The organism is Mesorhizobium sp. WSM4829 (assembly GCF_055811475.1).
Genome location: NZ_JBVVQJ010000062.1, coordinates 1 through 22757, shown reverse-complemented (window position 1 = coordinate 22757; position 22757 = coordinate 1). Strand labels below are relative to the sequence as shown.

Here is a 22757-nt window from a genome sequence, read left to right as displayed (position 1 = left end):
CGCATCACCATACCGGCCCGCGGCACATGGAACGGCCGCAAATCAAGGCCTGACACATGACCGCACTCGATCACATGCCCAATGCTTCAGGTTCCTCCTTGCAAAATGGCTGGCATCCACACAAGAACTTGACACCCACACACAACTGCAACACTTCTTACATGGGAGCATGAATACGAACCACGTTCGGCGAGCTATTGCGCGATTCACCATTCGTTAATTTTATTAGCGCACGTTCATAAGCGGACATGTTGGTGTAGCTCGTACGTGCCCAAAGCCCCGGCGCATCGACCCAGCGCCGGGGCTTTTTTGGTACCAGAAGGCACCGCTGAGAGGAGCAATCGTCCAGCGGTGCAGGCCTTGGCTGCTCTGTGAACGATTCCGGGGTTGCTGCTTTTTTGCGGCGTAAAGAAATCCGGGCTTTTACGGCTCCAAAAACTCGGGTGTCTGCGGCGGGGCGCGCCATTTGGCGTGGTAACGCCGGAATTGCGGATTGCACCTAAAAACTTCCTGGGCCCAGGTCGTGCGGGGGAATCGACCGGAATAGTCGTAAGCTTCGCACTACGCCGTCCGGCCAGCATATCAACCGTACGGAGCGCCCGCGGGCAGGAGCATTGGTCAGGCTGAGCATCGTCAAGCGCTAGGCCGGCAGGCCGAGAACCGGTTGCCATAATACAGGTCCGTTCAGACGTCCCCTCCAGCGGATGCGCTTGAGGCTAGCGTGGGAAATCTCGAGAAAACCGGCGACCGCCTCCGTGTTACCAACCGGCTTCGGCTGTCCGATGCGCGTCAACGGCCACGTTGCGAGACGCAGGATCCGTTCCATGCGCGTATCGGTCACTGTCACAATCCGAGTGAGATTATTCGCCAAGCCGAATTCGATCATGCCGGCGAAGAGCTCGTATGTTGCTTGCGCCAGTCCGCCAGACTTAGGCGCTGATGGAGGGAGATCGAGTGCGAAACGACTGCTCTCCCAAATGCGGGCACTCGCGGGCGCCGCAGTCTCACCCAGCAGCATCGGAAACGTGTCGCGCAACATTGTCGGTCCGGTAGTCGGTAAAAGACGAACGCAACCGCAAATTCGCCAGTCGGATCCCTTGAGAAGCAGATAGACGGGGTTCAGGCTGTCAAATGCGTCTGTTTCCATCTCGCTTTCGGTCTGAACTTCCCAATCCAGCCTTTCCTTGAAGACCCGATGCCTGAGCCCGTGCATTTCGTTGAGCTCGTTTGGAAACTCGCCGTAGAGTTCAGGTGTTATCAGCTGCATCATCTGTCGCCTCCGTGCAGGATGTGTTCCCGCCATCGAAGAGCAAAGCCGACATTGATGCAGCCTGTAGACCTTTACAGCTTTCCAACAAAAGGAGGTCAGGATCTCCACTGACGGGAAGCAGTCAGCCGTGCTATGCCCTGGTTTATGGTTCGCACGCCAAGCTTTGCCTTGGCGTTTTCCAGATGGAAGGTCACGGTGCGTTTCGAGACGCCGAGGATCTGGCTGATATCCCAGGCGGACTTACCGCACGCCGCCCATTTCAGGGATTCGAACTCCCGCGGGGTCAGCGTTATGCCATCCACCACGCAATCTTCGGCGAGCTGGCGCCGGGCATGTATATGAAAGTTGATTGCGACCAGCTGCAATGCTTTTTCGTAGCGAGTGAGTGACCGCAAGAGAGGCGGACGGGACTGGTCGGAAGCGAAGGTCAGCGCCGCAAACCGGCCGCGATGGTCATGCATGGACATGGTCAATCCGCCGCGAATGCCAAAGTGAGCTGCTTTTTCCAGGATTTCTTGCTGCGAGGCCGGCAGACACTGGCGGGGTCGATCCACGCCCCAATCAAAAGTATCCCAGCCTTGCAGCCCGCGCAGGATCACCGGATCATGGCTGTGGTAGCGCAGTTGCAGATAGTGCGATGTCCAGGATGAAGGATAATTTGAAATCAATCGCGGCGTCTGGCCGGAGACCGACGGGTTACTGAAATAGGCGAAGAGCGGAAAGTCGAAGCCGGCTGCGGCGGACGCCATCGCCTCATGGAGGTCGACCGCATCGATGCTTGCAGAGAGTTGCTCGACGAAGTTTTCGAATACGCGATACATCAGCCCTTTGCGCGACCTCCTCGAATGTTGCTCGATGCCAGGGGAAATCTGGATCTAAACGACCCCGCATCGATGCGACGCGGACGATTTGGTCGCCATCATCGCCGGCATTACTTTGCTGCTTCCCGGTGAAGCGAACGCCGCGGACCTGGCCACTTACCAACCGGGGATGTTAAGACGTTATCGATGAGCCGCGTGTCGCCGAGCCAAGCCGCGACAAGCAAGCGTGCTGGTCGGTCAAGCCTTGCTAGCGGCTGCAGGTCTGTTTCGCCGCGAAGTTCCAGGTACTCGACCTCGCGATAGCCTGTCGCCAGAATTGTTGCACGCGCTTCATCAAGCATGGGCAAGACAGGAGAGCCACGCGCAAGCCGCTCAGCCGTGTCGAGCAAGACCGAAGCCAGCTTTGGGGCAATGGCGCGTTCTGCTGGCGAGAGCCGGCTATTGCGCGACGATAGTGCAAGACCATCGGTTTCGCGGACTGTCGGACATGCGACCACCGTGATCGGGATGTCAAGGTCCCGGACCAAGCGCCTGACAAGCTGAAGCTGCTGGAAATCCTTTTCGCCAAAGAAGGCGAAGTCAGCGCCGGTCTGCAGGAAGAGCTTGGCCACGACCGTCGCCACGCCGTCGAAATGGCCGGGCCGGAAGGCGCCGCACAGGCCCTCGCTGAGAGTGGACACCGAAACGGCCGTGGCGAAGCCCGCTGGATACATCTCGTCTGCATCCGGTACATAGAGCAGATGTGCGCCTGTCGGCACGAGCTTGGCAGCATCTTCGTTTTCCGTCCGAGGATAGGCGGCAAGGTCGGCGGCACTGTTGAACTGCTTGGGATTGACGAACAGCGTCACGACTACCCGCTCGGCCTTCTGAAGCGCGGCCCGCACGAGGCTCAGATGGCCTTCATGCAAGGCTCCCATGGTCGGCACAACGGCGACACGGGCGCCTGAGCGACGCCATCCCGCGGCAACAGCGCGGAGTTCGGCAACGGTTCGAACGATCGGCACGCTCATGTGACGTCTCCGGCCTTCGTCTCGTTGGCGTAGAGATGTTCGGCCGCCGGAAAGCGCCGTTCCCTCACGTCGGCGGCATAAGCCGCGATCGCCGCATCGGCCTGCTTGCCTAGTTCGGCGTAGCGTTTGACGAATTTCGGCCGGAAAGAGCCGAAAAGCCCAAGCATATCATCGCTGACCAAAATCTGGCCGTCGCAGGCCGGCGAGGCGCCGATGCCGATTGTGGGGACGGTGATCTCCGCAGTGATGCGCCGTGCGAGCGGCTCGGGCACTTTCTCCAGCACCACCGAGAAAGCGCCGGCTTCCGTGACCGCACCGGCGTCGCGCCTGATGCGCTCGGCATCGTCTCCCCGCCCCTGGACGCGGTAGCCGCCGAGAGTGTTGACCGCCTGCGGCGTCAAGCCGACATGGGCCATGACAGGCACGCCGCGCGCGGCGAGGAAGCGGATCGTCTCGGCCATGGTCTGCCCCCCCTCGAGCTTCACCGCTGCACAACCGGTCTCCGCCATCAGGCGCGCAGCGTTGCGGAAGGCCTGCTCGGGGCTTTCTTCATAGGAACCGAATGGAAGGTCTACGACCATCAATGCTCGCACCAGACCGCGGCGCACCGCCTGGCCGTGCATGATCATCATGTCGAGAGTGACGCTCAGCGTCGACGAGAGGCCGTGCAGGACCATGCCGACGCTGTCGCCGACGAGAACGATGTCGCAGTGTCGATCGGCCAAACTGGCGATTGGCGTGGTATATGCCGTCAAGCAGACGAGTGGAGTCTGGCCTTTCCGCATTCGAATATCCGGCGGTGTCATCGCCTTTGTCTCACCAGTTGCGCTCAACGCACGCATCCTTCCCTAGCGTTACCCGCCGTGGGTGTCGCGTTTGGCATATTTTTGTGCGAGTGCGAAGAGCTAAAAAAAGACGTGCAGCTGTGCGGTGTTGACGTTCGTGCGGCAACGCTTAAATTCAATCGATTCAGTCAACCTGAATTTGGGGCCAACTCACTTTCGCGAACATGGACCATCAGGCAAAAGAAACGAGAAAAGGCAGAGCCGCGCTCAAGGCCGACGAAGCAAAAGTGGACCTGATCGCCGTTGTCGTCGCCGTAAACGACAGTGAACCCTGCCTTCTCACCATCGGGAACGCGGACACCCTTCCGTCCGGACCATATGCGCTAGAGCATCGATCGCTGCAATCCGGTCTGAGGGGTTGGGTGGAGCAACAGACCGGCCACCCGCTGGGGTACATCGAGCAGCTCTACACCTTCGCCGATCGGGACCGCATAGGGGCCGAGCGCCAGGAACGCGCCATCTCAATCAGCTATCTCGCACTCACTCGGAAGGAACAGGCAACGGGCTCCGCTAATTGCGGGTGGCGGAGTTGGTACGAGTATTTTCCCTGGGAGGACCATCGCTCCGGCACGCCGGTGGTGCTCGATATTTTACGTCCACGCCTGACTGAGTGGGCTGAGGGCGCCAGCGACGCCACCACGCGACGCGAACGCCGGCAGCGCGCCGCGATTGCCTTCGGTTTCGACGACCGCAATTGGAACGAGGAACTCACGCTCCAACGCTACGAGTTGCTTTACGAATCTGCCCTGATCGAAGAGGCTGGTGGCGGGCGGGACGTCGCGCCTGCGGCGGTATCTGGTAAGGCAATGATCGCTGACCATCGACGAATCCTGGCGACCGCCATTGCGCGGCTACGTTCAAAGATCAAGTACCGGCCGGTGGTGTTCGAGCTCATGAGGCCGTCCTTCACACTGCTTCAGCTGCAGCGGACCGTGGAGGCGCTCGCCGGGAGGCTCATCAACAAGCCGAACTTCCGAAGACTTGTTGAGCAGCAAGAGCTGGTCGAGGAAACTGGCGAGACCTCCCTCGAGACGGGCGGACGGCCGGCAAAGCTTTATCGGTTCCGCCATGCCGTCCTCGATGACAGGGCTGTGGCCGGGACAAAATTGCCGCTCGCGCGGGCTTGACATAGTTATAGTCAAGGTAGACATATTCCCCTTATTGTCAGATCGAATATAATCGGAGGCGCTGATGACTGGGGCGTTACCTACGGCTGCGTCCCTGTACGAGCGCGTCCGGCGGGTGATCCCGCCAGTCGAATGGCCGGCCTTCACCAACGACATTGAGGCCATCCTCGCGCTGAAGCGCGATCGCAATGCGGTCATCCTTGCGCACAACTACCAAACGCCGGAGATCTTCCATTGCGTAGCCGACATTGTCGGCGACAGCCTCGCACTGGCCCGCAAGGCGGCTACGGTCGAGGCGCAAATCATCGTGGTTGCCGGCGTGCATTTCATGGCCGAGACGGCCAAGCTGCTCAATCCGAACAAGATCGTCCTCATCCCGGATCTCAGCGCCGGTTGCTCGCTGGCGGATTCGATCACGGCAGAAGACGTGCGGCTGATGCGGCAGCGTTATCCGGGGGTCCCGGTCGTCACCTACGTCAACACTTCGGCGGCTGTAAAAGCGGAGTCGGACATCTGCTGCACCTCGGGCAACGCCAGGGCGGTGGTGGAATCGCTCGGCGTGCCGCGCGTGATTATGGTGCCCGATGAATATCTGGCGATAAACGTGGCGGCGGAGACGGAGGTCGAGATCATCGCCTGGAAGGGCCACTGCGAAGTGCACGAGCGCTTCACATCGGCCGACATCCGGGAACTGCGCGATGCGCATCCAGGGGTCATCGTGCTCGCCCATCCGGAATGCCCGCCAGAGATTGTAGCAGAGGCGGAATTCTCCGGCTCGACTGCGGCCATGTTGGATTATGTCGAGCGGGAGAAACCGCCGCGCGTAGTCTTGCTAACGGAATGTTCGATGAGCGACAATGTCGCGGTCGCGCATCCCGAGGTCGAGTTCGTCCGCCCCTGCAATCTCTGCCCGCACATGAAGCGCATCACGCTAGCTAACATTCGCGTCGCACTCGAGGAGAACCGGCATGAGGTTCGGATCGATCCCGGGGTTGCAGGTCGCGCGCGCCGCTCGGTCGAGCGTATGCTTTCCATATGAGCCTCGACGTTCATGACATCGGCGGGGCGCCGGTCATCATCGGCGCCGGTGTGGCAGGCCTGATGACGGCGCTTCATCTGGCGCCGGAACCGGTTGTGCTTCTGTCCAACGCGGGGCTGGGAACCGAAGCCTGCAGCGAGCTCGCCCAAGGCGGTCTTGCGGCAAGTGTCGGCGGCGAGGACAGTCCCGAACTTCATCTTTGTGACACCCTCGCGGCCGGCGACGGCCTCTGCGATCTGACGACGGTGCGGCGAACGGTCCGAGCTGCACCTGAAGCGATCAGGACTCTAGAGCGCTTCGGTGTCGCATTCGACCGACGCGCTGACGGCGCGTTGCGGCTCGGGCTTGAGGCGGCGCACTCGCAGCGGCGGATCGTGCATGCGGCGGGCGATGCCACCGGTCGCGAGCTGGTCCGCGCGCTGATCGCCGCGGCACGGCGCACAGCCTCCATCACTATCCTGGAAAACGTGGAGGCCCGCCGGCTTGTCGTGGAAGACGGGGCGATTATCGCCGTGGTCGCGGCCGGGTGCACGGGCGCAATCGCCTTGCCAACGCGCCGCGCGGTCCTGGCGACCGGCGGCATCGGCGGCTTATTTAGCGATACGACAAACCCGCCTGGCTCATGTGGACAGGGGCTCGCGCTCGCCGCCTGTGCCGGGGCGGAGCTCGCCGACCTGGAATTCGTGCAGTTCCACCCGACGGCCCTCGATGGTCCGCGGCGGCCGATGCCGCTGGTGAGCGAAGCGGTGCGCGGCGAGGGTGCTGTGCTCGTCGACGAGCAAGGAGAGCGTTTCCTCGCTGAAACCCCAGGGGGCGAGCTTGCGCCTCGCGACGTGGTTGCGCGCGCGGTTTGGCACCAGCTCGCTGTCGGACGCCGTGTGTTCCTGGACGCAAGGCAATGTCTCGGCCTCAGATTTGACAAGCGCTTTCCGGCGATCGCCGATTTGTGTCGCCAGGCCGGCATCGATCCCGCGACCGACCCGATCCCGGTGCGCCCGGCGGCACATTATCATATGGGCGGCATTGCTGTAGACGCTGCCGGCCGCAGCTCCATCGAGGGATTGTGGGCATGCGGCGAGGTCGCATGCACCGGTCTGCACGGCGCGAACCGCCTCGCCAGCAACTCGCTTATCGAAGCGGCGGTCACAGCGAGCTGGGTTGCTGAAAGCGTCGCCGACGTATCACACACCCGGCGACCGCGCGTGTGTTCCGCATTCGTGCCTCAACGGCCAGACGCCTCCGGCATCCGCCCAATCGTCTCCGCCGCGCTCGGCATCATCCGCGATGGCGAGACGCTACGCGAAGGGGTGGCGACCCTGTTGCCGATTGCAGCTCACGACGGCGCTGGCTCCGGGCCGGCCTTGGTCGCGATGATGATCGCCATTGCGGCCCTGCGGCGCGAAGAGAGCCGCGGCTCGCACTGTCGTTCCGATTTCCCCGGACGCGATGCAGATGCGCGCCAGTCACGGTTGACACTGCGCAGCGCAATACAGACCGCCGTCGCACTCAGCTGGCGGGCACCGATACGGAGCACCCTGACATGAATTCGTTCTCACCCCTTTCCTCAACCCTGATCGAGCCGATCGTGCGCGGTGCTCTTCTCGAAGACCTGGGCAGATGCGGTGATCTGACCAGCGACGCCGTGATCCCGCGTGATCGCACGGCCACTTTGGTGCTCAAGTCGCGACAGATGGGCATCGTTGCCGGTCTCGATTTGGCCGCCTTCGCCTTCATGCTCGTCGAGCCTGCGATCGACATGCACATCTGGCGAGCTGACGGCAGCGATGTCGCGGCGGGCGAGACTATCGCCAAGTTGTGCGGACCGGCGCGAGGCCTGCTCACGGCCGAGCGCACGGCGCTCAATTTTCTGTGCCGCCTGAGCGGCATCGCCACTGCCACAGCGACGATGGTCGAGGCCGTGCGTGGCCACAAGGCGAAGATCGTGTGCACGCGAAAGACGACGCCCGGCCTGCGCGCGCTGGAGAAATATGCGGTACGCGTCGGCGGCGGCGCCAATCACCGCTTCGGGCTCGATGACGCCGTGCTGATCAAGGACAACCACATCGCGATCGCCGGCGACATTGGCACGGCAATAGAGCGGGCGCGCGCCGCCGCAGGCCACATGGTGAAGATCGAGGTCGAGGTCGACACGCTGGAGCAGCTCGATGTAGCGCTCACGCTGGGAGTCGACGCAGTGCTGCTCGACAATATGTCGGTTGAGGATCTTGCGCGCGCCGTGGCAATCGTCGATGGCCGCGCCATCACCGAGGCTTCCGGTCGGGTGACGCCGAAAACGGCTCCGTTGATTGCTGCGACGGGGGTCGACCTCATCTCAGTCGGATGGCTGACACACAGCGCGCCTATCCTCGACATCGGCCTGGATATGCCGGCGCATCGGCGCGCGCTTGAACTGATGGAGATGGAATGAAAAGCATTCCCACCTCCGCTGGAGCGCGCCGACGCAGGAACTGCTCCGTGCGAGCCTGCATCTTTGTGCGGCGCACCCTCCAACTGGTTCAGGCTCATCGGGCTGATCGACGATCATAGCGAACCCGAGGAGGGTCGACAGCCTCCTGCACGTGCTGTTGGACCAGCGACAAAGCTTTTGATGATGACGATTGGAACGAACTCGGAGTGCGACGTGAAGCAAGCCATGCAATCGATCGAGGGGGCACTATCCCGATGGAACCGCAAAGAGGCCGAGGCTATCCACGGGATGCCGTTCAATGACCTGCTCTTCCTGGCTCAGACAATCCACCGCCAGAACTTCGATCGCAACCGGGTGCAGCTGTCGCGGCTGCTCAGCATCAAGACCGGCGGATGCCCGGAGGATTGCGGCTATTGCAGCCAGTCTACGCATTACGAAACCGGCCTGAAGGCGTCCAAGCTGATGGAGGTGGAGCGTGTCATTGCCGAAGCGATCAAGGCGCGGGACGCCGGCGCCACCCGCTATTGCATGGGCGCCGCATGGCGCAGTCCGAAGGAACGCGACATGGGTTCCGTCGTCGCCATGATCGAGGGCGTGAAGGCGCTCGGCATGGAGACCTGCATGACGCTTGGAATGCTGGACCTCAGTCAGGCGCAGCGCCTGAAGGCGGCCGGTCTCGACTACTACAACCACAACATCGACACGTCCGAGCGCTATTACGGCGAGGTTGTTTCAACCAGGACCTTTGCCGACCGGCTGGAAACACTTGGGCACGTGCGCGAGGTTGGCATGAAGGTCTGCTGCGGCGGCATTGTCGGGATGGGAGAGGAAAAGGCCGATCGCATCGACATGCTGGTCACACTCGCGAACCTGCCCGAGCCGCCGGAAAGCGTGCCGATCAACATGCTCATCCCCATCGAAGGCACGCCGCTTGCCGAGGCCGAGCCCATCGATCCGATCGATTTCGTCCGCACCATTGCGCTCGCCCGCATCATGATGCCGAAGTCCTATGTAAGGCTCTCCGCCGGCAGGACGGCGATGAGCGACGAAACGCAGGCGCTGTGCTTCTTTGCCGGCGCCAATTCGATCTTTGTCGGCGACATGCTGCTGACGGCGGACAATCCCGGCGAGGACAAGGATAATCGTCTATTTAGGCGTCTCGGCATTGAGCCGATGCCACGCGAGGCAAGATGAACGAGCCGCCGCTTGCCCGCTATGAAGCAACCTTGCAGGGTCTGGCACGCAAGGGCCGGCTGCGGACGCTGGCGCCGCGCGCCGGGCTCGACTTCTCGTCCAACGATTATCTCGGGCTTGCTGCGTCGAAGAGACTTGGCGATGCAGTCGCGGCGGCAATCGAGGGGGGCACCCCGGTCGGCGCTACCGGATCGCGGCTCCTGCGCGGCAACGCGCCGGAACATGAGGCGTTGGAGGCAGATGCGGCGGCGTTCTTCGGGGCCGAACGGGCGCTGTTCTTCGGCAGCGGCTACATCGCCAACTTCGCCCTGCTGAGCGCCCTGCCGCAGAAGGGCGACCTGCTGATCCTCGACGAACTCGCGCATGCCAGCATGCATGAAGGGGCGCGGGCTGGACGCGCCGAGTTCAGGCCGGCCACGCACAACGACATAAATGCTTTTGAGGACGCGATCAGGCGCTGGCGGGCCGAAGGTGGCATGGGGCATATCTGGATCGCAGTCGAAAGCCTGTATAGCATGGATGGCGACTGGGCGCCGATGGAGAGCCTGGTCGAGCTTGCCGATCGGTACGAGGCATTCATAGTGGTCGACGAGGCACATGCCACCGGCGTCTGGGGACCGGACGGCCGGGGGCTGGCCGCCGCTTTCGAGGGCCGTGACAACATTGTCGCGCTCCACACATGCGGCAAGGCGCTCGGCGCATCCGGCGCACTCGTCACTGGGCCGGGAGTGCTGTGCGACTATATTGTCAACCGCTGCCGGCCCTTTATCTACGCCACCGCGCCATCGCCGCTAACGGCGGTGGCGGCGCGCGAAGCGCTCGTAATCCTGGTCGACGAGCCGATGCGCCGCGTTCAGCTGCATGAGTACATTGCCTTCGCGGGCCGCCAACTGGCCGAGCGCTGTGGCGTGGCGCGCAGCGGCTCGCAGATCCAGCCACTTGTCATTGGCGACGTCAGCCGCACCATGGTGATGGCGGCGGCACTGCAGGCCCGCGGCTTCGACATACGCGGCATTCGCCCGCCGACCGTGCCGGAGGGCACGTCGCGGCTGCGCATTTCGCTGACGCTCAATGTCGGCAAGCCTGACATTTCGGCCATGGTCGAAACGCTTGCCGAAGTGTTGGCCACGGCATGAGCAAGCGCATCGTCGTCACCGGAACAGATACCGGAATTGGCAAAACGGTTTTTGCCGCGGGGCTCGCAGGCCTGCTCGACGGCTTCTACTGGAAGCCGGTGCAATCGGGTCTCGATGAGGAGACCGACAGTGAGGTGGTCGAACGGCTTGCTGGCCTGCCATCCGGGCGCGTGCTGCCGGAGGCCCACCGCTTGAGGAGCCCGCTGTCGCCGCACCGTTCAGCCGAAATCGACGGTGTCTCGATCGACGCTGCCGATCTTGCATTTCCGGTCCTGCCCACACCGCTCGTCATCGAAGGCGCTGGCGGACTGATGGTGCCGATCAACCGACAGACAAGATTCATTGACGTCTTCGCTCAATGGCGGCTGCCGGTCATTCTGTGCGCCCGCACCGAGCTCGGCACGATAAACCACACTCTGCTGTCGATCGAAGCCCTGCGGGTTCGCTCCATCCCGCTGATCGGCATCGCCTTCATCGGCGAAGAGGTAGCCGATACGCAAAGGACAATCACCGAATTCGGCGCGGTGCGTCAGCTCGGCAGGCTGCCACACCTCGTTCCGTTGACGCGCGAAACTCTGCGGAAGGCGATGTTTGCCGGCTTCGACCTCGCCAAGATTGCCGGAGGCGAATGATGTCGCGGTCGCCGGTCTGGCATCCATTCACCCAGCACGCGATCGAGCCGGCCATGCCGTCCGTTATCCGCACGGAAGGGGCTTGGCTAGAGACGAATGACGGAAGGCATATCCTCGATGCAATCTCCTCCTGGTGGGTGGTCACCCACGGGCACCGCCATCCACGGATCATGGAAGCAATCCGGAATGCGACTGAGATGCTCGACCAGGTGATCTTCGCCGGTCTCACCCATCAGCCGGCAGAGCAATTGGCCTCGGCGCTGATCGAAATAGTGCCGGCAGGCCTCGACTGGGTCTTCTATTCCGACAGTGGATCCACGTCCGTCGAAGTCGCGCTGAAGATGGCGCTCGGCTATTACCGCAATATCGGCGCGCCGCGTTCGCGCATCGTCGTCATGGAACACAGCTATCATGGCGACACGATCGGCACGATGAGCGTCGGAGCCCGCGGCGTGTTCAACGCCGCCTACGAACCCCTGCTGTTCCAGGTCGACACCATTCCGTTTCCGGCCGCAGGGCGCGAGCAGGAAACGCTGGATGGATTCGAGGCTTTCTCGCGCGACCGCCGCGCCGCCGCGCTGATCGTCGAGCCGCTGGTGCTCGGCGCCGGCGGCATGTTGATGTATCCGGCCTGGGTTCTGGCCGAATTGAAAAAGATCACTGAGGCCTCCGGCACGCTCCTGATCGCCGACGAGGTGATGACCGGCTGGGGGCGCACCGGAAGCACGTTCGCCTGCGAGCAGGCGCTGATCTCTCCGGACATACTATGCACCTCGAAGGGCTTGAGCGGAGGCGCAATCCCACTCGCGGCCACACTCGCGACCGATGCCATCTTCCAGGCCCATTACTCCGAAGATCGGCAGAAGACCTTTTTCCACTCGAGCTCCTACACCGCCAATCCGATCGCTTGCGCGGCAGCACTCGCCAATGTCGAGATCTGGCGGGACGAGCCGGTGGCCGAGCGGATTGCGGCCTTGAGCGCCGGGCAAGCCGTCGGGCTTCGACGCTTTCGCAACAATGCCAACTTCACAGATTGCCGGGCGACCGGCACGATCGCAGCTCTCGATCTGCGCGCCGGCTCGGCCGGCTATCTGGCCGAGATCGGACCAAAGCTGCGCGCTTTTTTCCTCGAGCGCGGCCTGCTCGTGCGCCCGCTCGGTAATGTGCTCTATGTTCTGCCGCCCTATTGCATCACCGGAGAGGAACTCGACGGATTGTATGACGCCTTCGAAGAGGCCGGCGAACGCTTCGGTCCGAGCGCATGAGCAGATCGTCGCGCTTTCTCGGGTTTGGCGATCATGCGCCGGCCCGAAAGGTGGAGAACCAGGAAATCGAAATCCGTCTCGGGCTTGAGCCCGGCTGGATCGAGCAGCGGACCGGGATACGCTCGCGCTTCTGGGCAACGGACCAAGACACGCTGTCGGGTCTTGCCGCGCACGCCGGCGACATGGCGCTGGCGAATGCCGGCATCGACCGTGGCGACATCGGTCTTCTGCTGCTTGCCACCTCGACACCCGATCACCTTCTGCCGCCCAGCGCGCCGCTGGTAGCACATCGCCTGGGCTTAGGCCGCGCCGGTGCGGTCGACCTCACAGGCGCCTGCGCCGGCTTCATCTATGCCCTGATGTTTGCCGACGGATTCACCCGTCTCCATGGCAAAGCGACCTTGGTCATCGCCGCCAACATCCTCAGTCGCCGCATCAATCCAGTCGAGCGCGCAAGCGCGGTGCTGTTTGCCGATGCCGCCGGCGCCGTGGTGATTGCCCCGTGCGAAGAGCCGGATCGGGGCATTCTCGGCGCCGCGTTGGCTTCGGACGGCTCGCGCTACGGGCTGATCCAGATTCCCGCCGGAGGAAGCGACACACCGTTCCACGGCGGCATGGACCTCGGGCAGACCCGCATGACGATCGCCAACGGCCGCGAAGTGTTCGCGAAGGCCGTGGAGATGATGTCTCGCTGCTCGCAGGAGGCCCTCTCTGCTGCCCGAATGCGGTCGCAAGACATCGATCGGTTCGTGCCACACCAGGCCAATGTCCGCATTTTCGATGTGGTCGGGAGGAACCTCGGAATAACGGATCAAGCAATCGTCAAGACGATTGCCGAGTACGGCAACTCTTCCGCCGCGACCATCCCGCTTTCGCTCTCGCTTTCGCATCGGGCGCAGCCGTTTCGGCCGGGCGAAAAGATTCTCCTTGCGGCGGCGGGTGCCGGTCTCACCGGAGGCGCCCTCATCCTCGGAATTTAGCGGTACGACGGCCATGCACAGGATTTGTCACGAATGACACTAGCAAAACGGGCCCAATGCGAAAAATAGTCGCCGGCAAGCTGCATGGGCGCCGGTTCGGTGACGCGAGAGCGAAAACCCTGCAGACGATTTTCTCGAGCAGGACGATCGGCAACGCTACTTTGCTGGGCGAGGAGTGGTTGGCGCCAGTCCAGGAGAGCGGAGGTATCCAACTCCTCATTGCGATGAAGTCATCCTCGATATGTCGGCCCTTATTGGTCAACATCGTAACGGCAGTAGTGGCAGCCGTGAATTGAATAAGCGGCCCCTCGAAGGCATCAAACGTCATGCAGTCCGAAAAAAATGCTCATCTGCCTGTCTCAACAACGCTGGCTCCATTTCGGAACCCGGTGTTTCGCTCGATCTGGACGGCCACGCAAATATCCAGCCTCGGGTGGCTCGTGCAAACGGTCGCCATCAGTTGGCTGATGGCCACGATTTCCGCTTCGGATCTGATGGTTGCACTCGTGCAGGCCGCATCCACGTTGCCGGTATTCTTCCTCTCAATTCTTGCCGGAGCCATCGCCGACAACTTCAGCCGCCGATGGGTGATGTTTGCGGGGCACTGCCTGATAGCATTGGCATCAACGACGCTGATGATTTCGGTGGGCCTGGGATTTGTCGATCCCTGGCTCCTACTTGGATTGGGCTTTCTGGCTGGCTGCGGCTTCGCTCTGAATGATCCGGCCTGGCATGCCTCGGTCGGCGATATCCTGGACAAGCGCGACATTCCGGCCGCAGTGACGCTGATGTCTGTCGGATACAACATCATACGCAGCATAGGACCCGCTTTGGGTGGGACGATGCTGGCCTTCTTTGGGCCGCTCGCCGCTTTCGCCCTGGCCGCGCTGAGCGATCTGGTCCCTCTCGGCGCGATATGGCGCACCAAATGGAAGGTTCGCACTTCGCCTCTCCCTCGTGAGCGAATGACGATGGCAATTCATGACGGAGTGCGCTTCACGGTATTGTCCTTGGAGATCAGGGCAGCGATTGCCCGTGCAACCTTGTTCGGGCTGGCAAGCATCTCCATCCTTGCGCTACTCCCACTAGTCGTCCGGGATCAGCTGAAAAGCGGCCCAATCGTCTACGGCATCTTGCTGGCCGGCTTCGGCATGGGTGCTTTCGTCGCGGGCATGAGCAATAGCTTTCTAAGGCGGATCACGTCTCAAAACAGACTGGTATCGTTCGCCTCTGTTGCTTGTGCAGCATGTTGCCTTTCCCTTGCACTCACATCATCGGTCGCCGTGGCGGCCATTTCGCTGGCACTTGGTGGCGCGGGTTGGCTTATCACCTGGACGGGCATCGACGTGTCGGTGCAGCTGGCAAGCCCAAGGTGGGTCGTCGGCCGCACACTGTCGATATATTACGCCCTGAGCGCAGGGGGTATGGCGGCCGGCAGCTGGATCTGGGGTACTGTCGCACAGGACTACTCCTTAGCCTGGGCTCTGGAGGGCGCCGCAGGCGCTCTGTTGCTGGTTGCAGCTGCGGGGATACTGTTGCCGGTCCGTCCATGGGAAGAAACGGATCAGGAAAGTTCGGATTTTCACCCGCCGGAGCTGGCACTCGAGTTGAAGCCCAGGAGCGGCCCCATAGTCGTCAAGGTCGAGTATCTTATAGCCGAAGAGAATATCGAGACCTTTCTGGGCTACATGCGCGCAAGGCGCCATGTTCAGAGCCGTGCCGGTGCGCGAAACTGGACACTCCAGCGAAATCTTCAAACGCCTTCGATTTGGACAGAGACATTCCGCACGCCAACCTGGATGGACTTTCTTCGCCTGAATCATCGGCTCACGGCAGCGGACAAGGAAATCGGCCAGCGTCTCCTGGCACTGCATGATGGAGAGCGTCCTCCGCACACAGTGCTGTCGATCGAACGAACGACTGAGGCAGCTCGTACCCGTGCCTCAACAATCTTTTCTCGTCCTCCCAGGTGACGTGATCGCGAAAGCGATCGCGTTCTGCCGCGCCGGTCGATTTCAAGCAGCGCGAAGGCCGCATCGCCAGTACGCGGAGCCTATGGGTCCGGCGCTCTCTCGCGAATACCCATGCCGCCGCGGGGCTCGAGGCCGGGGGCAGGAACGGTCCGTTCTGGGCCATCTTCGATGCGGCGCGCGACGGCAAGAAGGAGGGCATGGGCTTCGAGCGCTGGTGGTCGCGCCTGCGCACAAGCCGATCAGCATCACGTTCGACGTGCGCTTCAGCAGCGCTGTGCGGCTCAGAGACTGGCAGAAGAGTATCTGACTCGCTACCGGCTGGCGCTGGGCCAGCCGGAACCAGGCCTGTTCGAAGACGGCGCTGGCGCTCGACCTTTCGGCGCCGGACATGGAGTGAGGGTGGGCGAAACGGAGAACCAGTCGCCTTGACGCCCTTGCAGGACGCCATCTTAACCGCGAACGGCAAGCTTTCAGGGATCATTGCTGCGCCGTTGGGCGGCTTGCCGTTCCCGATGTTCGAACGCGTCGGTGAAGCTATCGAGTTCTTGGGGGGTCATCCCAAGCGCCCGCCCCTCCTCCCGCCATGACGCGACCGCCTTTTCGACTTCTGCGAGTATCGTCTTCGCTCGATCGCTCCTGATCCGGAAATAAGCGATTACCGACATCAGTGCGTCGACAGTCGCTTCGGGCCCAGTTTCCTCGGATATCCAGGTTTTCAGCTCTCGCACGCGCTCAGGGAACGGGTTGATGTCGAATGCAGGCGCCAGGCGCCATTGCCCGCGATGCACATGGAGAAAGCCGTGATTGTGGAGGTGGTCATCGACATTGGTGATAAGGATCGAGAACGCGATGCGCCGCCAAAGCTCTTCGATGTTGGCCGCTGGCTGGCTGCCGTGCTGACGAAGCACATCCACAAGTTCAGTATAGCTATGCTCGCCAACGTCCCCTGACTCTGCGCCGATCATCGTGGCGGCCGAGATATACATGAGTCGATTGCCGTTCGGAGTCCTATCGAAACGCCGTATGAGCGCGACAGGGGCGCCGTCGCTGTCGAGCAGACGTGTCTCAGCAGCATCCACGCCGGCTTTTCTGGCCAACTTCATAGCGAGCACTTCGCCTTTTGTGACAGATCGATCGTCGGCAACGCTCGGAAACTTACCGATAGCGAGGCGTCCATCATCGTCGACGACAGAGCATTTCGGACGAAGGCCCCCAAGGGACGTGCCACGTCCACGCAAATAGGCGAGATCCGTTGCCGTCTCGGTGTTCGTCTCGACGGCGTGCGTGGCTGCGAGGAGTTGACCGATTTCAATGAGCGGCGGCGTGGTGCGTCGACCCTCCTCGGTCGTTCTTTGGTAACGCCCTTCTTCGTCCTTCAACCGGAGCGCACCAATGCGGCTCATGTCGTCCACTGCCAAGAGGTAATCCATCGCGTTCAGAGGCCGCGTTTCGGCGACATTTCCCGCCCGGCGCGCCTCTTGGCGACGCTTGGCGTGGTCGCGCTGGATGACACGCCGGCCCCATCCGTCCGGCTCCGTGTCGGCGATCGCGTTGTGGAACACGGATCCGTCGCCGGTCTTTCGATGGAATTGAGGGCCAGTAACGAGTGGCAGACCGGGTTCGATCGAGAAGCCTTCCGCCGCTCTCAGCCAACCTGCATCATATTCAAAGGCAGCGCTCTCGCTTGCACCCTGCTGATCATAGCGCAACGTACCCAGTAGCATCGCTTCTTCGCCAATGTGAACAGCAATAGAACGTCTCATATTGCACCCGGTGGCTTCCGCACCCTTACCCTCTTGGGCAAACGTTCAGCGTCGAGGAGCAGGCCTTGCTCATCGCGATGCGCGTCGATGATCTGCGCCAAAGCCTCATCAAAGCCCAAAACGAAAAAGGTCATGGCGTAGGCCCCCATAGCGACGGTCGGGTCTCCTTTTTCGATCTTCAGATAGGTGCTCTTTGCGACACCCAGTCGTTCCGCCATCATCATCACGGTCAGGCTGCGCTTCTTACGGGCGAGCGCAATGTCGGCGCCGAGCTTGCCAAGCGCCCTCTTGACTCTGGGGGGCAATGTATCTGTCACTGTTGAGCGCATGTTTGTCTCATACAAACGACCTTAACTCTTTCTAGGGCGGTTATATAAGACCTAAACCGTGATCTGTCGAGAGTCGGCCTGTTTGACCGAATCGACAAGGCTGTGGCCCTGCAACCAACCACACTACTCTCGTGAGCATGCATCCATCCGATCCGCAATGGGCGCTAGGTGAGTCGCACGGGGGTGTGAACGATTGCGCCGCTGCAAAACGAAACGGGCCATCCTTGGCACGATCCAGATGCTCCCGCCTGACGTACCGAGCGGCGCCGCCGCATGCTGTCTCGACCCAAGCTTCACAGCAACCAGGTGCTGTCGGTATCGAACGAAAGTGTCACATATCGAACATACGAACCGTGTCCCAAAACGTCTGCTCGGTGCTCAGCCTGACCCCCAAAAAGCAAAAAGAAGGGAGCGCGACGAAGTTGCGCCGGCCAATTTAAGTGTCAGCGCGGAGCTACCTCTTCAGGATGGCACGTCGCTTGCTGCTCCGCATCGAACGCCGACGGCCAACTCACAAATAACGGAGATGAATATTGGTTCAGAAATGCTGAATCCCCCATGTACTGAAAGAATGAGGAATGGTTGTGGGAAGCGCGGCAAGGCAATAGGCGATTTTGCCTTTTTTTGGATCCGGACGGAGGTCGAATCTCACCTCCTTCGGGCAGTTGATAGACAACCACAGTTGTTTCTTCCATAAGTCGAACTGCGATAAAGCAAAGAACAAGTATAATTTCGCTTACTCACAGCAGAACTACTCTAGTCAACTTAGTATCGCGCATTCCTCAGGTACGAAAGAGGAGCGAGATGCACATGTTTTTGGTCCTGGGATAGGCCGCCGGTTCGCCCTTTGACGCGTCCGCCTTTTATTCTTTGAACTGGAGATCCAGAATGAACGTAAGCAGCCTTCTTCTCGGCTCAGTTGCGGCCCTGATCTCCGTTTCCGTCGCTCGCGCGACGGACGAAGTCTCCGCGCCGGGTCCGACCGAATACGTCAAGATCTGCGACGTCTACGGTTCGGGCTACTTCCATATCCCAGACACCGAGACCTGCGTGCGCATCGGCGGCTACATCCGTTACGACGTCGGCCTCAGCGATGTCCGATCGTATGACGGGATAAGAACCTCCGATGTGAGAACTGGCGAGGCTCAGGGCACCTGGCGAAACAACACGCGTTTCACGTTCAAAACTTGGACGCGCCAGGAGACCGAACTAGGCGCACTGAAGACCTATACTGAGACTCGCGTGAACTTCGGCAACCACAACGCTTATCCGGGTCCGGAAAGCCCTCACAACTATAGCTTCAACAGCGGCGTCAAGTTGGCTTCCGCCTGGATCCAGCTTGGTGGCCTCCGAGTTGGCAAGGACGAGTCGGCCTTCGACACGTTTACAGGCTACGCCGGGAACGTGCTCAATAACGTACTCGTTCCGTACGGCGACTTCGATACCAACGTGGCTCAGTATTACTTCGATGCCGATAATGGCTTTTCGGCTCTGGTGTCACTTGAACAAGGGTCGGGTGTAGTCGGTACTATCGACAGCCATGTTCCGCACGTCGTCTTCGGCGTGAAACAGACGCAGGGCTGGGGCGCGATCACCGGCGTAATGGCTCGTGACAGCGACTATGAAGCCTTGGCCGGCAAGCTCCGAGTCGATGTCAATGTCACAGATGACCTGTCGCTATTCGGAATGTTCGGCTACGGCTCCATTGGCAATCTCAACGATGACCCAACCAACGCGGTCGCCGCTCACGGTCGCGGCTTCTACAAAATTTGGAGCGGCAATTGGGCTTTCTGGGCGGGCGCCACTTACACGTTAAACGAGAAAACTTCGTTCAACCTTCAGGTCTCGGGTGATCAGCTCAGGAACTCCGGACTGGCTGCAAACGTCGCCTATATGGTCATTCCAGGTTTCACAGTCACAGCCGAAGTCGATTATGCCCATTACGCCAAGTTCGCTGCCGTCGACCGTTCCGGAATGAACCCGGCTCACGTCGGCAAAAGGAACAGCCTCGGCGGCGTGCTGCGATTCCAAAGCTCGTTCTAACGGAGCGAATCTGAATGTCGGAGGCCCGACTGGAGGCCTCGGTGTCTGGCATTACGATGTTCAAGATGTGGTCCCGGACGATCATGCCCGGACATTGGTTGCTGGACTTCATAGCCTGATCAGCGAGGCTTCCATAGGGCGCTTAGCAATGCCACTGAATAACTCGTCCAGGACATGTCTCTCGGCCCCATCTTGACCCTGTTGTGCTACCCTCATTGCGATGAGCGCTCGAGATCGAGAGCTTCGGAGGCACGGCAAGAACGGCTGAGAAATGCCTGGACGCTTCGTCCAGGCACTCGTCAAGTTTCCTCAGTGGTTCAGAATCATCTTCGGCGACCGTCATTGCAAAATCAGTTCGGTTCAGTAAGATTCTTGTTCTGTTTGGGTCATCTTGAAGGACTAGTGTCTGAGTCGCAGCGGACTGCCATTCGATCTCTGCGCGGCTCGACCTCAGGATGCCCGGTGTGCATGGCTTCGACGGGCTGCTGCAGCTTCGGACCCGCTATCCGCGCCTGCCGGTGGTCATCGCTTCGGGACATGAGGAGCCCAAGATCATTTCCGAAGCGCTGTCCTACGGCGCAGCCGGCTTCGTCCCGAAATCGGCGCGCAAGAGCGATCTGGCCGCCGCCATTCGCTCGGCGATGGAAGGTGCGGTCCAGTGCCCGAAACCTATGAAGGCAAGCCGCCGGACGCCGACAGCACCGATCGCGCCGAGATGGTGCAGCGCCTTGCCAAACTGACGCCGCAGCAGGTCGTGGCTTGAGCCGGAACGCCTGTCGTTCCTGCTCGGCGAAGCGTTTTATGCGCGTCGCATCGGTGCGCTCGAAGCCTTCATCATGACGTTCGACCAGGACGCCCGCTACGACAGTCCGAACTTCCTGTGGTTTCGCGAGCGCTATCCGCGCTTTGTCTATGTCGACCGTATCGTCGTCGCGGGAGAAGCGCGTGGCCGCGGCCATGCCCGCAGGCATGAAGATCTATTCGAACATGTTTCGCGTGCCGGCCAGACCATCGTCACTTGCGAGGTGAATGCCGAACCGCCCAATCCGGCTTCGGATGCCTTTCACGCCGCGCTCGGCTTCGTCGAGGTCGTCGACGCGGTGATCCACGGCGGCAAGAAGGCAGTGCGCTACTACACCAGGCGGATCACCGGCTGAGGCAACAGCTCTATCAGTTGCGGTTCAGCCAGGCGCGAGCCGGCTTTTCGACGATGTAATAGCTGCACAAAGCGCAAGCGCGCCGGCCAGCATCAGCAGCGGCGCACTGCCCTGCGCATAGACGAATTTTTAGAACGGCTGCTGCCACAGATACAGCGGAATACGACCACAGCCCCAGCGTCGCCATCGGCCAGGAAGACAAAAATCCGGTCAGATACCGAGTGCTGAAGTCGAGCGAATTGACGGCGAGCGCCAACAGCGGCACCGCGACCAGAAAGTGGATCGGCGGCACCGCATCCATGAACAGAAGAACCGCTCCGACGGTCGCCGCAATGGCGAAATGCGGCCGCTTGAACAACGCCGGCAGCCTGTCGCCGGCCTTGAGCAGGCATATCACCGCCGATAGGAGGATCGAGGCGATTCGCACGTCGGTTCGCCAATAGGTCGTCTCGTAGTCCATCCCGAAGACCCAGTAGGAAATCGCACCGTTCGCCATGGCCAGCACCGACAGCGCGCTGAGCAGCATGACGACACGGGCACGCCCCGAAACAACAAAGCTGATCAGCGCCAGGATGACATAGGCATGTTCTTCGACGCACAGCGACCAGATATGGTCGAGCGCGCCGGCGCGGCTGACGAGAATTCCGGCATAGTTGGAGGTGAATGTCAGCGCCGTCAGCGCCGCTTTCCATTTGAAGGCGACAAACGTGCCGGACAAGGCAGCCTTCGAAGCGAGGACGAAAACCAGCAGCGCCGGATAGATGCGGGAGAACCGACGCTTGAAAAACGCCTTGAGCGGATAACGGATGCCGCCAGCTAGGCGATAGCTACTTTCGGCCGGACCCGAATGCGCTTGACAAAACGGCGATCGCCCGCTCAATTTGACCCATTCACCAGGGGGGTCCCGGCAAGGGGCTGAGATACTGCTGGCTTTCGCGGCGCAGTGACCCGTTGAACCTGATCCAGTTCATACTGGCGTAGGGACGGTGCAAGCGCTTTGCGGGAGTCCATGCCCGAAAACCTGTAAGCAGGCAGGCAGAAGCGTCTTTTCATCCTTCCGGCACAGAACTGGGTCTCCAATGCATGAGCAAAGGAGCCTCACGATGAATGCCCTCACTCCGGCGGTTTCGACGGGATCACTGCCCGCCTCGCGGAAAATCCACAGGCCCGGTGCCATCCACCCGCAGATCAGGGTACCGATGCGCGAAATCTCCGTCCATCCGACGGCAGGCGAACCGCCTGTCACCGTTTACGATCCGTCCGGCCCCTATACGGACCCGACTGTCGAAACCAGCATCGAAAAGGGCCTCGCCAGGTTTCGCCATGAATGGGTGACGGCACGCGGCGACGTCGAATTCCACGATGGCCGCAGTGTCAGGCCGGAGGACAACGGCTTTGCGTCAGGTGAGCGCCTGACGCCGGAATTTCCCGTGCGCCACCGGCCGCTAAAGGCAAAAACGGGCAAAGCGGTGACGCAGCTTGCCTATGCGCGCGCCGGGATCATCACCCCCGAAATGGAGTTCGTCGCCATTCGCGAGAATCTCGGCCGCGAGAGCTTACGCGGCGGGATGCAGCGCGACGGCAACTCTTTCGGCGCGGCGATCCCCGATTTCGTCACGCCGGAATTCGTGCGCGACGAGATAGCGCGCGGACGGGCTATCATTCCCGCCAACATCAACCACCCGGAGAGCGAGCCGATGATCATCGGCCGCAATTTCCTGGTCAAGATCAATGCCAATATCGGC

At 61.3% G+C, this 22757-nt stretch carries 19 protein-coding genes, 2 pseudogenes and 1 riboswitch; of the genes and pseudogenes, 14 read left to right on the top strand and 7 right to left on the bottom strand.

What is annotated here, in order from left to right; translation table 11 throughout:
- Window positions 1-640: 640 nt before the first annotated feature.
- The 4 genes from AC0L17_RS32670 to panB form a co-directional block, all read right to left on the bottom strand.
- Entirely contained in the window at window positions 641-1270 is a 630-nt protein-coding gene (locus AC0L17_RS32670) for an acyl-homoserine-lactone synthase (protein ID WP_473479450.1), read from the bottom strand.
- Between the two features lie 95 nt (window positions 1271-1365).
- Window positions 1366-2091: a LuxR family transcriptional regulator gene (locus tag AC0L17_RS32665; protein ID WP_473518776.1), complete on the bottom strand. Its 726-nt coding sequence runs from the start codon at window positions 2089-2091 to the stop codon at window positions 1366-1368.
- A 110-nt stretch (window positions 2092-2201) separates the two neighbouring features.
- Window positions 2202-3101, bottom strand: a complete 900-nt coding sequence (panC, locus tag AC0L17_RS32660) for a pantoate--beta-alanine ligase (protein ID WP_473479445.1) — start codon at window positions 3099-3101, stop codon at window positions 2202-2204.
- The gene (gene panB, locus AC0L17_RS32655; RefSeq protein ID WP_473518775.1) at window positions 3098-3934 is read right to left on the bottom strand and encodes a 3-methyl-2-oxobutanoate hydroxymethyltransferase; all 837 of its coding nucleotides are present in this window, start codon (window positions 3932-3934) and stop codon (window positions 3098-3100) included. Before panB ends, panC begins: the two co-directional genes overlap by 4 nt.
- Window positions 3935-4110: 176 nt before the next feature.
- Here panB and AC0L17_RS32650 point away from each other — a divergent pair, with 176 nt between their 5' ends.
- The 10 genes from AC0L17_RS32650 to AC0L17_RS32605 all read left to right on the top strand — a co-directional run bounded on the left by AC0L17_RS32650 (window position 4111) and on the right by AC0L17_RS32605 (window position 15720).
- Window positions 4111-5073, top strand: coding sequence for an NUDIX hydrolase (locus AC0L17_RS32650; protein ID WP_065009870.1), 963 nt, complete (start codon window positions 4111-4113; stop codon window positions 5071-5073).
- A gap of 64 nt (window positions 5074-5137) precedes the next feature.
- Window positions 5138-6112: a quinolinate synthase NadA gene (gene nadA, locus AC0L17_RS32645; protein WP_473479441.1), complete on the top strand. Its 975-nt coding sequence runs from the start codon at window positions 5138-5140 to the stop codon at window positions 6110-6112.
- Complete coding sequence (locus tag AC0L17_RS32640; protein ID WP_473479438.1) at window positions 6109-7656, top strand: L-aspartate oxidase; 1548 nt, start codon at window positions 6109-6111, stop codon at window positions 7654-7656. Before nadA ends, AC0L17_RS32640 begins: the two co-directional genes overlap by 4 nt.
- Window positions 7653-8540, top strand: a complete 888-nt coding sequence (gene nadC, locus AC0L17_RS32635) for a carboxylating nicotinate-nucleotide diphosphorylase (protein WP_473479436.1) — start codon at window positions 7653-7655, stop codon at window positions 8538-8540. Before AC0L17_RS32640 ends, nadC begins: the two co-directional genes overlap by 4 nt.
- A 183-nt stretch (window positions 8541-8723) precedes the next feature.
- The gene (gene bioB, locus AC0L17_RS32630) at window positions 8724-9734 is read left to right on the top strand and encodes a biotin synthase BioB (RefSeq protein ID WP_473479587.1); all 1011 of its coding nucleotides are present in this window, start codon (window positions 8724-8726) and stop codon (window positions 9732-9734) included.
- Window positions 9731-10870 carry an 8-amino-7-oxononanoate synthase gene (locus tag AC0L17_RS32625; protein WP_473479434.1) on the top strand — a complete coding sequence of 380 codons (1140 nt, stop codon included), beginning with the start codon at window positions 9731-9733 and terminating at the stop codon, window positions 10868-10870. Before bioB ends, AC0L17_RS32625 begins: the two co-directional genes overlap by 4 nt.
- Window positions 10867-11502: a dethiobiotin synthase gene (bioD, locus tag AC0L17_RS32620; RefSeq protein ID WP_473479430.1), complete on the top strand. Its 636-nt coding sequence runs from the start codon at window positions 10867-10869 to the stop codon at window positions 11500-11502. The genes AC0L17_RS32625 and bioD overlap by 4 nt, the downstream gene beginning before the upstream one ends.
- A complete protein-coding gene (locus tag AC0L17_RS32615; RefSeq protein WP_473479427.1) occupies window positions 11502-12767 on the top strand; it encodes an adenosylmethionine--8-amino-7-oxononanoate transaminase in 1266 nt (421 codons plus the stop codon). Before bioD ends, AC0L17_RS32615 begins: the two co-directional genes overlap by 1 nt.
- Window positions 12764-13747 (top strand): beta-ketoacyl-ACP synthase III, encoded by a 984-nt coding sequence (locus AC0L17_RS32610; protein WP_473479425.1) that lies wholly within the window; start codon window positions 12764-12766, stop codon window positions 13745-13747. The genes AC0L17_RS32615 and AC0L17_RS32610 overlap by 4 nt, the downstream gene beginning before the upstream one ends.
- A 326-nt stretch (window positions 13748-14073) precedes the next feature.
- Window positions 14074-15720 carry an MFS transporter gene (locus AC0L17_RS32605; protein WP_473518774.1) on the top strand — a complete coding sequence of 549 codons (1647 nt, stop codon included), beginning with the start codon at window positions 14074-14076 and terminating at the stop codon, window positions 15718-15720.
- Window positions 15721-16190: 470 nt separating this feature from the next.
- Here the strand turns inward: AC0L17_RS32605 and AC0L17_RS32600 are convergent, their stop codons facing one another.
- Both AC0L17_RS32600 and AC0L17_RS32595 read right to left on the bottom strand, forming a co-directional pair.
- A complete protein-coding gene (locus tag AC0L17_RS32600; protein ID WP_473518773.1) occupies window positions 16191-17483 on the bottom strand; it encodes a type II toxin-antitoxin system HipA family toxin in 1293 nt (430 codons plus the stop codon).
- Window positions 17480-17812, bottom strand: coding sequence for a helix-turn-helix domain-containing protein (locus AC0L17_RS32595; RefSeq protein ID WP_065010596.1), 333 nt, complete (start codon window positions 17810-17812; stop codon window positions 17480-17482). The genes AC0L17_RS32600 and AC0L17_RS32595 overlap by 4 nt, the downstream gene beginning before the upstream one ends.
- A gap of 888 nt (window positions 17813-18700) precedes the next feature.
- Here AC0L17_RS32595 and AC0L17_RS32590 point away from each other — a divergent pair.
- From AC0L17_RS32590 to AC0L17_RS32580, 3 genes and pseudogenes are all read left to right on the top strand, one after another.
- Window positions 18701-19855, top strand: a complete 1155-nt coding sequence (locus AC0L17_RS32590) for a porin (protein WP_473518772.1) — start codon at window positions 18701-18703, stop codon at window positions 19853-19855.
- A gap of 437 nt (window positions 19856-20292) precedes the next feature.
- A pseudogene (locus AC0L17_RS32585) lies at window positions 20293-20609 on the top strand (response regulator); the annotation flags it as partial.
- Window positions 20608-21012, top strand: a pseudogene (locus AC0L17_RS32580) (GNAT family N-acetyltransferase); the annotation flags it as partial. The pseudogenes AC0L17_RS32585 and AC0L17_RS32580, both read left to right, overlap by 2 nt.
- A 13-nt stretch (window positions 21013-21025) precedes the next feature.
- On the opposite strand, the gene AC0L17_RS32575 reads toward AC0L17_RS32580, so the two are convergent.
- The gene (locus AC0L17_RS32575) at window positions 21026-21892 is read right to left on the bottom strand and encodes an acyltransferase family protein (protein WP_473518771.1); all 867 of its coding nucleotides are present in this window, start codon (window positions 21890-21892) and stop codon (window positions 21026-21028) included.
- Window positions 21893-21897: 5 nt separating this feature from the next.
- A riboswitch (TPP riboswitch) is annotated at window positions 21898-22014 on the top strand.
- Window positions 22015-22115: 101 nt separating this feature from the next.
- Here AC0L17_RS32575 and AC0L17_RS32570 point away from each other — a divergent pair.
- Window positions 22116-22757 (top strand): phosphomethylpyrimidine synthase ThiC (locus tag AC0L17_RS32570; protein ID WP_473518770.1); only part of this gene is annotated, 642 nt, incomplete at its 3' end.